This is a genomic window from Hyphomonas sp. UBA3601 (assembly GCF_002375605.1).
GTDB lineage: Bacteria > Pseudomonadota > Alphaproteobacteria > Caulobacterales > Hyphomonadaceae > Hyphomonas.
The window spans coordinates 1-17487 of sequence record NZ_DFME01000113.1; the positions used below are offsets into that span (position 1 = coordinate 1).

At 59.3% G+C, this 17487-nt stretch carries 18 protein-coding genes; 12 read left to right on the top strand and 6 right to left on the bottom strand.

All coding sequences use genetic code 11. From position 1 onward, the window contains the following. The coding region (locus B4F73_RS11910; protein ID WP_290483362.1) for a hypothetical protein at nucleotides 1–527 on the top strand (527 nt) is incomplete at its 5' end. Here B4F73_RS11910 and B4F73_RS11915 read toward each other — a convergent pair. After that, entirely contained in the window at nucleotides 524–1195 is a 672-nt protein-coding gene (locus tag B4F73_RS11915; RefSeq protein ID WP_290480028.1) for a 4'-phosphopantetheinyl transferase family protein, read from the bottom strand. The two genes, B4F73_RS11910 and B4F73_RS11915, sit on opposite strands and share 4 nt — an antisense overlap. Before the next feature lie 136 nt (nucleotides 1196–1331). On the opposite strand from B4F73_RS11915, the gene dusA reads away from it, so the two are divergent. From dusA to B4F73_RS11945, 6 genes are all read left to right on the top strand, one after another. Beyond that, complete coding sequence (gene dusA / locus B4F73_RS11920; protein ID WP_290483374.1) at nucleotides 1332–2309, top strand: tRNA dihydrouridine(20/20a) synthase DusA; 978 nt, start codon at nucleotides 1332–1334, stop codon at nucleotides 2307–2309. A gap of 90 nt (nucleotides 2310–2399) precedes the next feature. After that, nucleotides 2400–3968, top strand: a complete 1569-nt coding sequence (locus B4F73_RS11925; RefSeq protein ID WP_290483363.1) for a YifB family Mg chelatase-like AAA ATPase — start codon at nucleotides 2400–2402, stop codon at nucleotides 3966–3968. A gap of 37 nt (nucleotides 3969–4005) precedes the next feature. After that, nucleotides 4006–5496 carry an ATP-binding protein gene (locus B4F73_RS11930; RefSeq protein WP_290483364.1) on the top strand — a complete coding sequence of 497 codons (1491 nt, stop codon included), beginning with the start codon at nucleotides 4006–4008 and terminating at the stop codon, nucleotides 5494–5496. Then, a complete protein-coding gene (locus tag B4F73_RS11935) occupies nucleotides 5493–7232 on the top strand; it encodes an MFS transporter (RefSeq protein WP_290483365.1) in 1740 nt (579 codons plus the stop codon). The genes B4F73_RS11930 and B4F73_RS11935 overlap by 4 nt, the downstream gene beginning before the upstream one ends. 26 nt (nucleotides 7233–7258) lie before the next feature. After that, a complete protein-coding gene (locus tag B4F73_RS11940; RefSeq protein ID WP_290483366.1) occupies nucleotides 7259–7729 on the top strand; it encodes a YybH family protein in 471 nt (156 codons plus the stop codon). Between the two features lie 106 nt (nucleotides 7730–7835). After that, nucleotides 7836–8717, top strand: a complete 882-nt coding sequence (locus B4F73_RS11945) for an ion transporter (RefSeq protein WP_290483367.1) — start codon at nucleotides 7836–7838, stop codon at nucleotides 8715–8717. Nucleotides 8718–8777: 60 nt separating this feature from the next. On the opposite strand, the gene B4F73_RS11950 is transcribed toward B4F73_RS11945, so the two are convergent. Continuing rightward, nucleotides 8778–9323: a fasciclin domain-containing protein gene (locus B4F73_RS11950; RefSeq protein ID WP_290483368.1), complete on the bottom strand. Its 546-nt coding sequence runs from the start codon at nucleotides 9321–9323 to the stop codon at nucleotides 8778–8780. Between the two features lie 192 nt (nucleotides 9324–9515). Between B4F73_RS11950 and B4F73_RS11955 the strand changes: the two genes are divergently transcribed. From B4F73_RS11955 to B4F73_RS11975, 5 genes are all read left to right on the top strand, one after another. Further along, nucleotides 9516–10226 (top strand): molecular chaperone DjiA, encoded by a 711-nt coding sequence (locus B4F73_RS11955; protein WP_034815017.1) that lies wholly within the window; start codon nucleotides 9516–9518, stop codon nucleotides 10224–10226. A 91-nt stretch (nucleotides 10227–10317) separates the two neighbouring features. Continuing rightward, a complete protein-coding gene (locus B4F73_RS11960; RefSeq protein ID WP_290483369.1) occupies nucleotides 10318–10596 on the top strand; it encodes a hypothetical protein in 279 nt (92 codons plus the stop codon). 119 nt (nucleotides 10597–10715) lie between these two features. Next, nucleotides 10716–11099, top strand: a complete 384-nt coding sequence (locus B4F73_RS11965) for a BlaI/MecI/CopY family transcriptional regulator (RefSeq protein WP_206991419.1) — start codon at nucleotides 10716–10718, stop codon at nucleotides 11097–11099. Further along, nucleotides 11096–13006: a peptidoglycan DD-metalloendopeptidase family protein gene (locus B4F73_RS11970; RefSeq protein ID WP_290483370.1), complete on the top strand. Its 1911-nt coding sequence runs from the start codon at nucleotides 11096–11098 to the stop codon at nucleotides 13004–13006. The genes B4F73_RS11965 and B4F73_RS11970 overlap by 4 nt, the downstream gene beginning before the upstream one ends. Before the next feature lie 87 nt (nucleotides 13007–13093). Next, nucleotides 13094–13597 carry a hypothetical protein gene (locus tag B4F73_RS11975; RefSeq protein WP_290483371.1) on the top strand — a complete coding sequence of 168 codons (504 nt, stop codon included), beginning with the start codon at nucleotides 13094–13096 and terminating at the stop codon, nucleotides 13595–13597. A 6-nt stretch (nucleotides 13598–13603) separates the two neighbouring features. On the opposite strand, the gene B4F73_RS11980 is transcribed toward B4F73_RS11975, so the two are convergent. The 4 genes from B4F73_RS11980 to B4F73_RS11995 form a co-directional block, all read right to left on the bottom strand. After that, nucleotides 13604–14539, bottom strand: a complete 936-nt coding sequence (locus B4F73_RS11980) for a ribose-phosphate pyrophosphokinase (protein ID WP_206991416.1) — start codon at nucleotides 14537–14539, stop codon at nucleotides 13604–13606. An 88-nt stretch (nucleotides 14540–14627) separates the two neighbouring features. Further along, nucleotides 14628–15398 (bottom strand): peptidoglycan editing factor PgeF, encoded by a 771-nt coding sequence (gene pgeF / locus B4F73_RS11985; RefSeq protein ID WP_290483372.1) that lies wholly within the window; start codon nucleotides 15396–15398, stop codon nucleotides 14628–14630. Between the two features lie 56 nt (nucleotides 15399–15454). Continuing rightward, on the bottom strand, nucleotides 15455–16741 hold the full coding sequence (locus B4F73_RS11990) for an ammonium transporter (protein ID WP_206991414.1): 1287 nt from the start codon (nucleotides 16739–16741) through the stop codon (nucleotides 15455–15457). Nucleotides 16742–16788: 47 nt separating this feature from the next. After that, nucleotides 16789–17487: peptidylprolyl isomerase (locus B4F73_RS11995; protein ID WP_290483373.1), on the bottom strand; the 699-nt coding region annotated here is incomplete at its 5' end.

Sequence of the window (17487 nt, forward strand, 5' to 3'; positions counted from 1 at the left end):
CGGCCAAGCCGCATTTCTCTGCTGCGTTCGACCTGCCGGGCGAAAAAGTGAAGACGCGCATGATTGAAAAGCGCCTTGCAGGCGGCAAGATGCGCATGCTGGACGCGGTCGACTATTTCAACCCGACCGGCGGAGAGGCCGGGCTTGGTCTGATCCGGGGCCGCCAAGCAGTTGATCCGAATGCGTGGTACTTCAAGGCGCACTTCTATCAGGATCCGGTCCAGCCGGGGTCGCTCGGCCTTGATGCGCTCGCACAATTGCTGGCGCGCGCCATTCTGCTCAAGGGACTGGATGAGGGCATGAGCGACCCGCACTTTGAAACCATTGCGACCGGCGCACCGTTCAAATGGAGCTATCGCGGACAGGTGACGCCCGACAAGAAAGAAGTCGTTACCGTGATGGAGATTGTTTCCATAGAGAAACGCGACAAGGGCTGGTTGGTCACTGCACGAGGAAGCCTGTGGCGGGATGGCCTGCGTGTTTACGAAGTCGGTCCCTACAGCCTTGGGCTGGTGGACAAAGGCTAGGCGCACTCGCTCGCGACGCAAGTGACAATGTCTCCGTGCAGGAAGCACGAAATGTCGAATATGCGATCCGTATGCGATACTTGTCCCTGGGAAGTCTCACCAAGGATGAGGCTTGCGGATAGGTTGATCGTCGGTGCCCCCATGCGGAATCCCTGACCGGCGGCTTTCATGATGGCCTCCTTGATCGTCCACAGCCTGTAGAATGGGAGGAGATCGTCGTTAGCGATACCGCTGAATATCTTTCGCTCCGAAGCCGAACACATCATCGGCAGCATCTGTCGCCAATCGATGTCGCGAACCTTTTCGATATCAATTCCGACCGCTTTGTCATGAGAGGTGGCGAAGGCAGACCAGCCCCCGGTGCGAGAAATCGACAGATACAGTTCCCGCATATTTCGCAGGGAAGGCGCCCCGAGCGTATCATGTTCGAGAACTATATCCGCCTTCGCTTGGCCGAGATGATTTGAAAGGCCGGTTCGCACAGCTGCGAATGAGCGTTCCAGATCAAGACGTATGTCTGGATCGAACAACTTTCCAAGGCGCGCGTACTCGGTATTGGTGAGGACCGATGACTGCGTCTGTACTTCCGAATGATCCAGAATATACGCCGAGATGCTCGGCTGCTCCGGCGTGCGGGTCTGAGATGAGGGAATGTCGAGTTGGATCATATCAGTCAGGCTGCAAGTGATATACCGGATCAGCGCGGGAAATGATCCAATTACAGCCAAGAATATACACACACCGCTTGTTTCCGCTAGAAGTCGGAATGAGCCCGTATATGCACTTCCGGACCTGACATTGACTATGCCATCCAGCCTTTCCTACAAGTTTTCGATCGCGCCCATGATGGACTGGACGGACCGGCACTGCCGCATGTTCCATCGGAGCCTGTCGAAACATGCGCTGCTCTGGTCTGAAATGATGACGGCTGATGCCGTCATCCATGGAGACCGCGGCCGCTTGATTGGCTTCTCCGAAGCTGAGCATCCCGTCGTCCTGCAACTGGGTGGCAACGAGCCGGCAAAGCTCGCCGAAGCGGCCGCCATTGCCGAGCAGTTCGGCTATGACGAGGTAAATATCAATTGCGGCTGCCCGTCCGACCGAGTTCAATCAGGCGCGTTCGGAGCTTGCCTGATGGCGCGGCCGGACGAAGTAGCCGCGTGCGTTGACGCCATGAAAGCCCGCGTGTCCATCCCGGTCACGGTAAAGTGCCGCATCGCCATTGATGATTTGCCAGCGGAAGAAACTCTGTTTGATTTTGTCGAGAAAGTCAGCGCAGCAGGTTGCGAGGTTTTCACCGTTCACGCGCGCAAGGCTTGGCTTAAAGGCCTGAGCCCGAAGGAGAACCGCGATATTCCGCCGCTTGATTATGACCTTGTGGCGCGCCTGAAGGCCGTGCGGCCTGACCTGACCATTATCCTGAATGGCGGCATCACCACAATCGAGGCTTGCCGCGACCACCTCGATACTTTTGATGGCGTCATGCTGGGGCGTGCCGCTTATCAATCCCCAGCCCTGCTGGGCGCGGTGGATTCCGCATTGTTCGGGGTCGGCGAGCCTGTCTCACCAGAGGTAGCCCTCGACGCGTACCGGCCTTATATGGCAGCGCGTCTGGAAGAGGGCGTCGGGTTGCATGCGATGACCCGTCATATGCTGGGCCTGTTCAACGGACAGCCCGGCGCGCGCCGCTGGCGGCGAACACTCTCTGAGAAAGCCGTGCGTAAGGGCGCCGGTCTGGAAGTGTTGGATGAAGCGCTTAGCGCGGTCATGCTCGACGCCTGATACAAAGCAGGTTCAACTTTTCGGAATTTCGTTCTTTATTTGTTCGCAATATTCTGTTAACCATTTGCCCCATGCTGACAGGGGTTGGAGATGGTTTGCAGGGTTACGACGTTTGCATTTGAGGGCGTAGACGCCCAGCCCGTGGATGTGCAGGTCCAGATGACCGGCGGCCAGCCAGCGTTTCATATTGTCGGCTTGCCGGACAAGGCGGTTGGCGAGAGCCGTGAACGTGTCCGGGCCGCTTTTGCCTCCCTTGGGCTCGCACTCCCGCCGAAACGGGTCATCGTGAACCTCGCCCCCGCTGATCTTCCCAAGGAAGGCAGCCATTATGATCTCGCCATCGCGCTTGCCCTGCTCGCCATGATGGGCGTGATCCCACCAGACCAGTTGGAGGCCTACGCGGCCATTGGAGAACTTTCGCTTGATGGCGCGCTGGGCGAAACGCTCGGGGTCCTGCCAGCCGCCATGGCCGCTGAAGGCATGGATTTACAACTCATCTGCCCACAGATTTGCGGCGCTGAAGCAGCCTGGGCAGGCGGCAGTGTTATTGGCGCAACAGGCCTGATTGCCCTGATCAATCACTTTACTGGCCGCGCTGTTATCAGCCCTCCGCAGCCGGGCGAACTGGCAACCCCGCCCGCCGGGCCGGATCTGCGCGATGTGAAAGGTCAGGAAGGTGCCAAGCGCGCACTCGAAATTGCAGCCGCCGGGGGGCACAATCTCCTTTTTTGCGGCCCGCCTGGGTCGGGGAAGTCCATGCTGGCCCAAAGATTGGCTGGCATATTGCCGCCATTATCTGCGCGGGAATTGCTGGAAGTTTCGCAAATTCAGTCGATTGCGGGCCTGTTGGAGCGCGGACGCCTCTCGCGGAGACGACCCTTTCGCGCGCCCCACCATTCGGCCTCCATGGCTGCTTTGGTCGGGGGCGGAATCAAGGCCAAGCCCGGTGAAGTCTCGCTCGCGCATCATGGCGTGCTTTTTCTTGATGAATTGCCGGAATTCCCCGCAACGGTGCTCGACAGTTTGCGACAGCCGCTTGAGGCGGGCGAAGCCGTGGTGGCGCGGGCCAACCGGCATGTGCGGTATCCGGCGCGGTTTCAGCTGATCGCTGCCATGAATCCATGCCGGTGTGGGGGAGGGCCCGGCGCAGCCGCCTGTCGGCGGGGTCCCCGCTGTGCACAGCAATATCAGGCCCGCTTGTCCGGTCCGTTCCTGGACCGGATCGATCTCTACTACGACACGCCACCAGTTACCGCCGTTGATCTTGCGCTGCCGCCGCCCTCGGAAGGCTCTGAAGAAGTTCGCGCGCGCGTCGCCCGGGCGCGTGACATCCAGACAGAGCGGCTGGGGCATATGGCAAGTGACACGATCCGATCGGTTAACGCCGACACGCCTCTTTCCGAACTGGAAAAGTCGGCAGCGCCTGATGAGGCTGGTGCCGCTTTGCTGGCGGATGCCGCTTCGCGGCTGCAACTGACCGCGCGGGGCTACAGCCGGGTGCTCAAAGTGGCACGCACCATTGCAGATCTTGAGGGTTGTGACGGCGTGCGGCGGCTTCATGTCGCTGAGGCACTATCCTATCGGCATCGTCCGCCGGGCATGCCCGAGCCAGCCGTATCTGCGGCGCGCGGCGCTGCAGCCGGGAGCATGGTCGGTTAAATGAATGCTAAAGGCTTTGCGATAAGTCTGCTGCCCGATGACAGACTCACAAAAGCCTCCCGCAAATCCCGCCAAGCCGGAAGACACCTTCCTGGCAACGGCGAGTCATGAAATTCGCACGCCCCTGAACGGTATTCTCGGCACAGTTTCCCTGTTGCTTGAGACCGAACTGGCCCCAGCGCAGCGCGAATATGCCGAGGCGATCAAGATGAGCGGCGGGCGCCTGCTCGATTTGCTTAATAATGTGCTGGATTATGCCCGGCTCGATGCGTCTGCAGTGGAACTGGAAGTCGAAAATTTTTGCCCGGTGCGTCTGGGCCGTGAAGTGATCGAATTGCTCAGCCCGCGTGCGCATGCGGCAGGGCTCGACCTTGCTGTTCGCGCGCAGCCTTTGCCGATGCCGACCTATTCCGGCGATGCAGGTCGTATACGACAGATCTTGTTTAACCTGGTGGGCAACGCCCTCAAGTTCACGCGCCAGGGTTCGGTCTTGCTGGATATCGCGGCTCGAACGGATGGGCTCGAATTCCGTGTCATCGACACCGGTCCCGGCATAGCTGAAGCGGATCGCGTGCAATTGTTCAGCGCGTTCAAACAATCGGCCACGCAGGATGCTTTCAATGATGGCGGAGTCGGGCTTGGCCTTGCCATCGTCAAGCGGCTGACGGAGCTGCTGGGTGGACGGGTAGACATTGATGGTGCTCCCGGCCTGGGCACCGCCTTCAAGATATTCCTGCCCCTGGCACGTGCAGACATGCCGTCCACGCATGACCTGCCGCAACTCGACATGACCGTTGGCCTCGTCGGTCTCCCGGCCGCCACCACGCTTGCAGCCGCGTCTGCGCTTTCCGGGTCCGAGGCCAGGCCTTTTTTGATCGACCCAGTCGCGGGGCGTGTGCCCGGTCACGTCGATATATTGTTGATTGGCGCTGATTTACGCGAAAAGCTCGTCAGAGAATTTGCCTGCCAGCGTCCAACCCTGGTGGTCCTGCGTCCCGAAGACCGTGGCGCGATCGAGCGGTTTCGGAGTCTGGGCTGTGCAGGCTGGCTGGTACGACCGCTGCGCGCATCCTCGATTGCAGAACGTGTCTATGTCGTCCAATCAGGTGAGCAGGCGATAGACGAGCCGGAGCAGAAGACAGGGGCAGGGCATGTGCTGATTGCCGATGACAATCCGGTAAATGCACTGATCGCACGACGCGCCTTGGAATCGGCCGGTTTTACCGTCACTGTAGCCTCCACCGGAAGCGAAGCTGTGGAGACTGCAACGCAAATGAACATCGCCCTCATCCTGATGGATTTGCGCATGCCAGTCATGGATGGCTTTGAAGCCATGCGCCGCATTCGCGACAACGGGTCGGACGTTCCGATGCTGGCTGTCTCTGCGGAAATGAATCCGAACATCGAGCGACAGGCGCGCGCGGCTGGCGCAAACGGCGTGGCTGCCAAGCCTCTGGATGCCGAGGCACTCCGTCGCCTTGCGCTGCACTGGACGAGCGCGCCGGTCCGGCACGAAGGCGCTGCATGAGCGACACCTCAGCGCCAACGCCTCCTGAAGTTCGCGAGCCATCGCGCGCGGTCCGCGCGCTGAAGGCCCTGAAGGATCGCCGCATGGCGGCTATGCTCATCCTGTCATTTGCTGCCAGCATACCATATGGCGCGGTGGTTGGTGTCTTGTCGGCCTGGCTCACTCAGGAAGGCGTCGACACAAACACGATCGGTGTGCTCGCGCTGGTCTCTCTGGGTTACTCGTTCAAATATCTCTGGGCGCCCATGTTTGGCCGCGCTCGAAACGTACCATTTCTGCGCATCGGGGGACGCCGATCCTGGCTGATCGTGTGCCAATCCGTGATCGCTTTGCTGCTGATCATCCTGGCCTTTAGCAATCCACCGGAAAATATTGGCCTCGTGGCGCTGATCTGTTTCGTGATCACTCTTATTGGGCCGACCCATGATCTGATCCTCGATGCCTGGCGGATCGAAGTGGCGCGCTCTGAAGAGGACAAGGACCTCATGTCCGCCCTCTACCAGTTCGGCTACAAGTCCGGCGGTTTCATCTCCGGCTTTCTCGCCTTGCTGGTGGCCGCACGTGTCGGATGGACCGTGTCCTATGTGATGATGTCGGTGTTCATTGCGCTGACCGTGCTGGGCAGTTTGCTCGCGCCGGAACCGGAATCTTCGTCCCGCCCTGATACGAGCCGTATGAGTTTCCTGCCCTCGCTGCGCAGAAAAGTTACTCTTCCGGCCGTGATCGTCGTCGCACTCAGCTGGCTCATCGGCTTCACGATGATCGGCACTTTTGTCGTGCGCAAACTGGCCTTGGGCGCAGACATATCCTCGCGGGTGTTCGTTTCCGAACAGGGGCCCGTCATTGTCTTGCTGACCGTGGTCCTGCCAGCCGTCGTTGCCGCCTTGCTGGTGTTCACACAAAAGGCTGTTGCAACAGAGGCGCCCTTGCTGGTGGTGGGACAGAGTCGCGGCGACAAGCTGTTGGCCACCCTGTTTCGGGCGATCTTCGACCCATTGATGGAGCTCATTTCCCGGCTCGGTTGGTGGACCATTCTCGTGCTCGCACTGGCACTGACCTACCGGTTCACCGATGCGGTCTGGGGCTCGTTTGCCTATCCTTTCTATTTGCGCGCAGACCTTGATGCGTTGGGACATACGCTCGACGATGTAGCCATCGCCTCGAAATTCTTCGGTGTTGTGGCAACCATTCTCGGCTCGCTCATCGGCGCGACACTGATCGCGCTGCTCGGCCGGATGCCAGTCTTTTTTGTTGGTGGGATCGTCGCGGCGGCGACCAATTTGCTTTATGCGGACTTGGCGGCTGGCGCGGTGACGGTTGATGCTTTCCTGGCGTTCACCCATCTTGATGCACCATTGATCACCTTTGCGGATTGGGCCGCAAAACTCCAGCCTGAGGAAGTGGCAATTGCCTCTGACCAGGGCCAGCGCATGGCGCGCCTGATGGTGACGATCTTTGCCGAGAACATTGCAGGCGGCTTCGCGCTCGTCGCAATGACGGCCTATCTGACATCAGTGGTCAATCCGCGTTTTGCCGCCGTTCAGTATGCGTTGCTGGCCTCGCTCACAATGCTGATCGGCACGCTGGGCCGGCCTTGGCTGGGCGAGATGATTGAACAGAACGGGTTCTATGACGTGTTCATCATTACCTTCTGGCTTGGGGGTGTTGCGGTCGTACTCAGTGCCATAGAGTGGGGCCGTCAAACCTATCTCAAGCGGTCGGTATCGGCCGGGTAAACCTCATTAATACTGGAGGAAGTCTCATGCGTTCAGCCCTGATTGCGTTCGTCATGCCCCTTGCCATATCGGCCTGCGGGACTGTTCAGGGCCAACCGGCTGGGGTGAGCGTCGCTTTGGAAGTTCAGGAGGAGGCAGCCATCACGGCGATGCTTGAGGCGCAAGACGCAGCCTGGAATCGCGGTGATATACCCGCCTTCATGGACGGATATTGGAAGTCTCCCGACTTGCGCTTTGCGTCTGGCGGCAACATTGCGCGCGGGTGGGACGCAACGCTTCATCGCTATGAAACACGCTACGATACGCCTGAAAAAATGGGCACGCTGGTGACGTCCGACTATGAGATTGAAATTCTGTCGCCCGATGCCGCCATCGCACATGGCCATTGGATGCTCGAAGTCGAAGGCGACAATCCGTCCGGACTGTACACGCTTGTCCTGCGCAAGATTGATGGCGGTTGGGTGATCATTTCCGACACAACCACGTCAGCGGACTAACGGGTTGCGATGACGCCGACATAAGCCATTCCAAGCCTTGGCAGTCGGCCCAGTTACGGGCAAAACGCCGTGTGGCCTCACGACCGAAGGGGAGCCGGCACAGACCATGAAACGCGCAACACTCGATTTTGAAACCCATAATTCTGCGCTGGAGCGCGTGATCGAGCGGCCGTGGTTCCGGCATCTGGTGATCGCCTTGATCATCGTGAACGCCGTGATTCTTGGCGTGCTGACCTATCGCGAGACACTGCCTGAGGGCCTTGTCGCGTCGCTCGACGCAGTTGACCAGACGATCACATATGTCTTTGCGGTCGAGATCCTGCTGAAACTGGTAGTCTATCGGTTGCAATTCTTCCGGCGGGGTTGGAACTGGTTTGACTTCATCGTCATTGGCGTTTCGCTGATACCAGGAACTCAGGCATTCGGCGTATTGCGTGCGCTCCGGGTTCTGCGGATTCTCCGATTACTGCATATCGTTCCAATGATGCGCCGGATTACCGAGGCGCTGATGAAGGCCCTGCCGGGCATGGGCGCCATTTTCGCAGTGCTGGCGCTGATCACATATGTTGCCGCCGTAATGGCGACCAACATGTACGGCAATACCGAGAATGAAGAGGTCACCGAACTGTTCGGGGATCTGCCGCGTTCGGCCTATTCACTTTTCCAGGTCATGACGATGGATGGCTGGCGGTTCGAAGTTGTCCAGAAAGTGATTGATGATGGCAATCCCTATGCCTGGATGTTCTTCCTGATCTTCATCTTCATCGCCAGCTTCGCCATTCTCAACTTGTTCATCGCCCTGATTGTGGATTCGCTCGCGGCCGAACAACAGGCGATCATCGAGGAGGGACTCGACGAAATCGAAGGAGAATTGGAAGGTGAACTCATGACCGCCGAGAAGGAGCGCGCCGCCGTCCTTTCGGCAATACAGGAGATGCGATCAGAGATCGCCGCCTTGAGAGCCTCGGTTGAGGCGCAGTCAAAGTAGAGAAGGCCCGCCCCCGATATGTGGGCAGGCCTTCAGCATCGCTTTGCTTTGCAGATCACCTTAGCCTTTGGGCAGAAGGACCTGGTCGATCACATGGATGACACCGTTGGAGGCCATGACATCGGCTTTCACGACGGTGGCGCCATTCACCGTTACGCCGTCGGTGCCATCGATTGCTACGTCGCCATTCAACGTGCTTGCGGTCAGTGTCTTTCCGGCGAGCTGGTCAGAGGTCACCTTGCTGTCAGCGATCACGTGCAGTTTGAGAATGTCGGCAAGTTGGTGCTTGTTCTCCGGCATCAACAGGGTTTCGACCGTACCCTCGGGAAGGGCGGCGAAGGCAGCATCGGTTGGCGCAAACACGGTAAGCGGGCCTTCGCCCTTCAGGGCATCGACCAGACCAGCTGAAGTCGCGGCAGCCAGCAGCGTGTTGAACTGGCCAGCTTCGGCGGCGGTGTCGACGATATCCATCTTGGACCATTCGCCTTTGATGAGCTCGGCCTCGACATGGCTAGCCATGCGATCCTTGGAATACTGACAGGTCTCTGCGAGGGCCGGGGCGGCCAGGAAGGCGAAAGCAGCGGTGAGCGTGAGAAGACGTTTCATGATTAGGGGTGTCCCAATTCAGAAATTTTCCGATGGAACCATATCCATCGATGCCACCCTTTACGGGTCGTCCGTCCCGGAGGATCAGAATCTAAAAAAGAATTCATCTTTGGAAGTGTGAGCAGGACTTCACGCAACTGTCAGCATGCCGCGCTCCCAAAATTGCCAAAATAGGGTATAGAATTTCCCGAGATGTCTTTGTGGACCCGAGTGCTTGAGGGCGGACGGCGCCTGTTCGATCCTGACAACTCTGACGGCATGCTTGCCGACGGGGCTGATTTTGCGTGCGCGCCAGATCCGAATGATGTCGGGTTTACTGCGGCGGTCGTGGGGCTCGGTGCAAAGCTTGCCGTAGCTGACGGCACCGTATCGGATCAGGAAATCATGGTATTTTCGCGCGTCTTCCGCGCCGCGCCTGAAGACGCCGACAGTGTTCGCCGTGTCTTCAATATCGCCCGCCAGACTGTGCGCGGCTATGAAGGCTACGCTCGCAAGATCGGCCGGAAATACCGAGATCGCCCATGCTTGCTGGAAGGCGTGCTGGACGGCCTGTTCCAAATCGCGGGTGCGGATGGCGTCGTGACGGCGGATGAGATGGACTATTTGCGCACCGTATCCGATGCCTTCGGCTTTGATGAGCTGACATTCCGCCGGATCAAGGCCAGCCATTTGGGCCCGGATAGCGACGACCCATACCACATTCTCGGCGTCTCCCATGATGCAGAGTTTTCCGATATTCGTGCCGCCTATCGTCAGTTGATGTCTGATCACCATCCGGACCGTGTGGTGCAAATGGGCGCACCACGCGAATTCGAGGATGCCGCGCATGCCAAGGCGGCATCGATTACAGCCGCCTATGCGCAAATTCGGACCGAACGCGGTCTGCTGATCCGGTCGGATTGAGGCATTTCCGCGAATTCACATAGTATCGGCATGCCATTCCATTGACGGAACGCAGCACTGGCGCCATGTTTGCACTGTAAACGAGAGATTCATGACCCAAGCAGCTTCCAGTTCCGGCCGTTTCAATATTGCAGACGCATTTTCGAGTGCGATCAGCCTTGTGGCGCGGCTATGTATTGGGCTCTTGCTGGTGCTGTTTGCCGGATTGCTAGCCGTGATGACCGCTATCGCAGGCGTCTTGCTGGCTGCGGCGGCCTTGTTCATGCGGTATGCTGGCCGGAAGGGCATCCGCCCGCAAGCGCGCGACACGGCTGAAGAGCCGCTCATTCTTGACGCCCGCCGCACGCCGCGCGGCTGGACTGTCGAATAACAACTCCGAATTATCTGGAATTTTGAAACGGATGGGGAGCCTGAAGCCCCCAAAAGCGCTCGCTTGACACTGGAGCGCTACAACTGTAGCGTACATGTGACTTTGATAGCGAGATTTGCATGTCCCAGCCCAATCCTTCCGAACTCAGCGTGTTGAAACATCTCTGGTCACATGGCCGGCAAAGCGCACGTGAGGTGCATGATGCCATCGGTCCGGGGCAGGGGTGGAAGCCGTCGACGACCCGCACCGTCATTGCCAGGATGGAAGAGAAGGGCTGGGTCAGCCGTCAGGACATGCATGGCATCGCAGTGTATGCCGCCGCTATAGACCGGACCGCCACATTGGGCGGATTGGTCCGTCATCTCGCCCGCCAGGTTCTGGATATGGACGGGCCGTTGCCGGCGGCCTTGTTTGCGGAAAGTCCACACCTCTCCGATGCCGAACTTGACGAACTCGACGCCATCATCAACGCGGCGGCGGCCGATACGGAGGGCAAGGCATGAGCTTGTTCGGACTGATCGCACTCGCCTTTGGTTGGAGCGCGGCGCTCTGGCTGCTCGCCACCGTGCTTTGCACGCTCAAACCCTCACCCAGGATGGCTCAGGCCATATGGCGCGGCGCAGCAGCTTTGATGTTCGCACCATTCCTGGCATCTGCTTTCATGCCGGGTCTGACTCAAGTTGCCGCACAGGCCTTGCCGGACTTGCCGGTCATGGATGCGCTGACGGTCCAGTCTGATGCCGTCTTTGTTGAAGAATCTACCACAGAATTCCGTATACCGCCGGTTGCGACACTGGTGCTGTGGGCGCTTGTTGCCGGGTGGTTCGTGCGTGCGGTCTGTTGGGCTGTGGGGCAGGCCAGACTTCAGCGCCTGAAGCAGACATCCCGTCCGGTCATCCGCCCGGTTCGCCACTGGGCCGACGCGATTGGATTGCGGCGCGTGCCGGATGTGCGGGTTATCCCGCAGGGGGCGCCGTTCCTTGCCGGTATCGTGCGCCCGGTCGTCTTCATACCGGCAGCGCTCATCTCGAAACAACACACACCACAAATCATCGTGCACGAACTGGTTCACCTGAAGCGGGGTGACCTGCTGACCCGCCCATTTGACCGTATGGTCGCAGACATATTCTGGTTCTCTCCTTTTGCCTGGGCCATGCGCGAGCGCCTTGATTATTGGCGCGAGGCGATCGTCGATGAAGAGACCGCCGAGCTGACGGGTGACCGGATCGCCTATGCTCGCGCCCTGACCCAGGTGGCGCGTCTTGCCCGGCCTGCGCTCATCCTGCCGGTTGCAGCATTCACGCTCAAGAAAGAAGGAACCCTCAAAATGCGCTTGACCCAACTCCTGAGTGAGACCCACCACCGGCCGAAACGTCTTGGCTTGGCAGTCGCGGCAGCGCTGGCGCTCGCGACCCCGCTCGCCTTGGCGCAGGGATCACTGATCCGGGGCGCCGCCGCGCTGCCGACCGACGCGGTTACATACAGTCATGCCGTGCTGGACAAGGCGAAGCTGACCAGCGCCTTTGGCGTGCGTAAACACCCTGTCTCAGGCGAATTGAAACAACATCAGGGCGTCGACTTGGCAGAGGAAGAAGGCAAGCCGATCTATGCGCCGACTTCAGCAATCGTGACCCGCGCAGAAATGACAAATGGATACGGGAATCTCGTCGAAATCGCTGCGGGTGAGACTGTGCTCCGCTTCGGGCAGTTGAAAGATATCAAAGTGTCACTGGGGGAATCCGTCTCCGCAGGTACTGTGATCGGCTCGCTGGGCCAGTCCGGCCAAGCCACCGGGCCACACCTGCACCTTGAAGTCTGGCGCGCAGGCCAGGCGGTCGATCCGATGGCAGAGCCCGGGCTCATCCTGGCGGACTCCCTGTTCATCACGGCAAATTCCGGCGCGAAGGTTCCACAGCCCCCCGCGGCTCCTGTGCCGGATGCCGCGCCCAAGCCTGCCTCCATCCCGGCTGCACCGCTGGCACCAATCAAGCGCGATGTGGCTTTTGAGGAGATCCGAGGTGAAGTTGGCGGTTGCGAGGTCATCGCAAACTGGGCCAACACGCGCGAAAAGTCTGCCGTCTGGTTGGCAAGGCTGGATGCATCCAAGGCCGAGAACAAGCTTGCTGGCCTGTCGCTAAACGCAAACTGGACGCCTGAGGCTGTGAATCATCCAAGGCCATCCTATCCTGCCGACGCGGCCAAGAAACGACTCAGCGGTGGCTGCATGGTCCTGTTCGATCTTGGCACTGATGGCGTTCCGCAGAACATGCTCGCAGAATGCACCGATCCGGTCTTCGAATCTTCGGCGGCAGCACTGAAGGGCGCGACGTTCAAACCGCTTACCAATAAGGCAGGCAAGCCTGTCGACGCCAAAGGCATCACATATCCGATGGAATTCTGTATCGCCTAGCGCGGACCGGATGACGATGCTTGGAACTTTCTGATCCGCCGACGCGTCTAATAGCAGGCGCGTCGGCTGTCAGGAGGATTCTCGATCATGGCAAACCCCAAACCGGTCGGGAAATCCACTCCAATCATTGGGGGTGTACTGACATTTGCCCTGTTTGGAATCCACCGTCTGTTCGTCGGTCAAATGTATTCCCGATCCGAGGCGGTGAGCCTTGTGGAGGCGCTGTCGGATTCGTCCCTCTATTTCGGATCGGCTATCGCCAGCGCGTCGGCCACGATCCTTGCCCTTATGCTCACCATGCTCGGGATGATGCACAACAGTAGTGCCGACATCGGCATCTGGTTGTTCAAGCGCGTGCGCATGATTGCCTGGTTCGCCACGATCAGCCTGTGCAGCGCTGTGGCGCTTTTGACATTCTCATCCATTCCAATCGGGGAATTCGAAGATATCCCGACGAACTGGTATGTGATGTCGTATTACGCCATTGCCACGCTGATGGCTGTGCTGGCGGGTTTGCTGGTGACGAGCATCCTGTTGATCCTCGGCGCGGTCCGGTATTTGGTGAATCGGCTGGCGCCTGAAGTCGACTAGTGAGTCCTAGCGATCGAACAGTTTCGAAACGCTTTCCTCGTTCGCGATACGGCGAATGGCTTCGCCCAATAGCGGGGAAATGGGCAGGATGCGGATAGATTCCGATTTAATCGCATCTTCGGACGGCTGAATCGAGTCGGTCATCACCAATTCGTCCAGCACCGATTTCTCGATCCTCTGAACGGCATTGTTTGAAAGCACGCCATGCGTGACATAGGCAGAAACCGATTTGGCACCATGCTCTTTCAGGGCGGCGGCGGCGTTTGCCAGCGTGCCCCCGGAATCACACATATCGTCCAGCATGATGCAGCGCTTGCCGGACACATCGCCGATAATGTTCATGACTTCTGACTTGCCAGCTTCGGGGCGGCGTTTGTCGACGATGGCAAGGTCGGCCTCCAATCGCTTGGCCAGCGAGCGGGCGCGCACCACGCCGCCAACATCCGGAGAGACCACCATGAGATCCTTGTTCCCGTAGCGCTCCTTGATGTCATCGACCATGACGGGGCTGCCGAACAGGTTGTCTGTTGGAATATCGAAGAAGCCCTGGATCTGGCCGGCATGCAGATCGACGGTCAATACGCGGTCGGCGCCCGCGCTGCAGATCAGGTTTGCGACCAGCTTGGCGGAGATGGGCGTACGACCATCCGTTTTACGATCCTGCCGGGCATAGCCGAAATAGGGGATGACGGCGGTGATGCGACGGGCCGAGGCGCGCTTCAGCGCGTCCATGCAGATCAGCAATTGCATCAGATTGTCATTGGCGGGGTAGGACGTGGACTGGATCACGAAGACATCTTCGCCGCGGACATTCTCGTCGATGCGGACAAATATTTCCTGATCCGAGAAGGTCTTCACCTCAGACCGCGTCAGGCGCGTGTCAAGATAATCGGCGATGGCTTCCGCCAATGGCCGGTTTGCGTTGCAGGAAAGCAGTTTCATGATGGAGCGCCCGTGCTGCCCAATTGGTGTCGCTTTTGTAACATAGGGCGGCGAGTCGCAACCGGACTCTTACGACTTTTTCAGAAAATTACAGCGCAAGCATGATGACTGAGGCATTTCGGCCATAGTCTGGCTCGCCCCGCTGATTGCGCCGCCGGTTGGAAAAATAGGAGTCTTTCAGCGCGCATGTGTCCAGCCCGGTGTCGTGAACGCTGTGGACGCCGAGCCCATCCAGCCTTTGTCGACAATAGCCCGGCAGGTCGAACTGAAACCGGTCTCCCTTGCCGGGCAAGAACAAGGCCGCGTTATGGGGGGAGGCGTCCAGGAAAGTGTTTCGGAATTCGGGGCCGACTTCATAACTTGCCTGCTGGATCGTGGGACCAATGGCTGCGCGAATCCGGCCAGCTTCGGCGCCAAGTTCAATCATCGCCGCAACAGTGGTGTCGAGCACACCTCCGATGGCGCCTTTCCAGCCCGCATGCGCCGCACCAATCACGCCCGCTTCGGCATCGGCAAACAGAACCGGCGTGCAGTCGGCCGTCAGGATGCACAGGGCGATTTCCGGAATTTTCGTCACCATCGCATCGGCCTCCGGGCGCACGCTCCACGGTTCGGTGACATGTGCCACATCGGCTGAATGAATCTGGTAGCAGGAGAGCAGCGCGCGCGCGGACATGGCGGTGCGGATTCGCTCGCGATTGGTCGCGACGGCGCCGGGCACATCCCCTGAGCCTTCCCCGGCATTCAAACTGGTATAGAGACCACCCGAAACACCGCCCATTCGGCCAAAGAATCCATGGCGGATCTCCGGCAGGCCTGAAAGATTATCACTCGTTTCAAAGGGGGGCGTATCGGTCATTGCCCTAGCCGTGGTTTGCTGCGGCGCGCCTGTCAAGCGCGCCGCCGCGATACCATTCAGAAGTGATAGGCGGACTCACCATGAGTGGCTGAGTCGAGGCCATTCTCCTCATCCTCGGTAGAAACCCGCAAAGGAATGAACAGCTTGATGACGAACAGGATCGCTCCGGTCATGATGGCCGAATAAACGGCGACGACTGCTACACCGAGCAGTTGCACACCAAACTGCGCACCGGTGGACATCTCCAGTCCCGGCGCCAGCGGACCTGCGGCTGCGAGGAACGGGATCAACAAACTGCCGAGAATACCGCCAACGCCATGCACGGCGAACACGTCGAGGCTGTCATCGATCTTCAGACGTTGCCGGATCAAGCCAACGGCTGCGTAGCAGACGCCTGCGGCTAGGATGCCGATAATGATGGCACCGACCGGGCCGACGGATCCCGCCGCCGGGGTGATCGTCGCGAGGCCTGCGACCATGCCGGTTGCGATGCCGACGAGTGTGGGTTTGCGAAAGCTGACCCATTCGATCAGCATCCAGACAAGTGATGCTGTGGCGGCCGAGATGTGTGTGACCAACATGGCCTGCGCCGCGCCATCATTGGCACCGAGGGCCGAGCCAGCATTGAAGCCGAACCAGCCGACCCAGAGCATGGCCGCGCCAAGCATCACGAATCCCGGACTGTGGGGCGGACGCATATCCTTCGGAAAATGGCTACGACGTCCCAGCATCAGTGCGAAGACGAGTGCGGAGATGCCGGCTGTCGTGTGCACCACGATACCCCCTGCGAAATCGATCACGCCTTGCTGGGCCAGCCAGCCTCCACCCCAGACCCAATGGGCAACAGGCGCGTAGCAGAGCACGAGCCAGAGCGCGGAAAAGATCAGCACAGCCGCAAAATTCACGCGCTCCACGAACGCGCCGACAATCAGCGCCGGGGTGATGATGGCAAAGGTCATCTGGAACATGAAGAACAAGGGTTCGGGAATGGTCTGCCCGTCGAGTGGCGCACCGGTGACGTTTGCAAGCATGCTCTTCGCGAACCCGCCGAGATAGCCCGTCGCGCCCGGACCGAAAGCGATGGAATATCCACACACCAGCCAGACCAGACTGACTAGGCAAGCAATGGCAAAGCACTGCATGAAAATGGAAAGCAAATTCTTCGCTTGAACGAGGCCGCCATAGAACAGGGCAAGTCCCGGCAGGGTCATGAACAGGACCAGCGCCGTGGCGGTCAGGATCCAGGCTGTGTCTCCGGTATCGGCATGGGCGGGCAGGGCAAGTGCCCCGATGGCGGCCACAACTAAGCCTGCGCGTGCAGCGCCTTTTATTGATTTCAGCATTTCACTCCCCGTTTTTTCGTCATTTCTGACGAAGCTCGAACGGTTCGTCAATCAACGAGCACCTGTCTCGCAGGGACAGGGAGTGTGCAGATATCCACGCGCTTTGGAGGTGTAACCACAAAGGCATCATAGATGCTGTAATCGCGTTTGGAGGTCTTCAGGTCTTCCCATTCTGCGCCGGGCGTTGCCATGACTTCCCAGCGTGGGCGCAAACTTTCGGGCATGTCAGCCGCGAGCCCGACAGACAGGATCTCATTGGCGGAGAGGGCCTGCGCGCGCGCCGCAAATGCTTTTTCGGATGTGTCCGGATTCTGGAAGGATTCTATCTTGTCCTCCTGCACAGGCTCCACGCGTTCCAGTCGGTTGATATGGGCCATGCCCGAAATGACCCGGCCAAATATCGTATAGTTCCGATCAAGATACCGGCGCTGGCCGATGGGAACAAAGAATTCGGTCGAGCCGGTCTCCGGCGGGGAATTGCGCGCCATGCCAAGGGCGCCGGGACAATGCAGTAACCATTCCTGTCCGCTCTCTCGGCCAACTGCGAAGCCATTCCGGTGGCCCACCTGACCGGCGAACAGGTCCTCATTGCCTAGGGGCACGAAGCCGTCTGCGTCCACGGCCCGCTCGGCTTCCAGCGGTAGCTCGGCCCAATCTTCCAGAAGGTGTTCGAATTCGAGTCCTGCCTGCGCCACATGGCCATCGATCACGCGATAGAAATATTCGCCATTATAGAGATTGCTCCG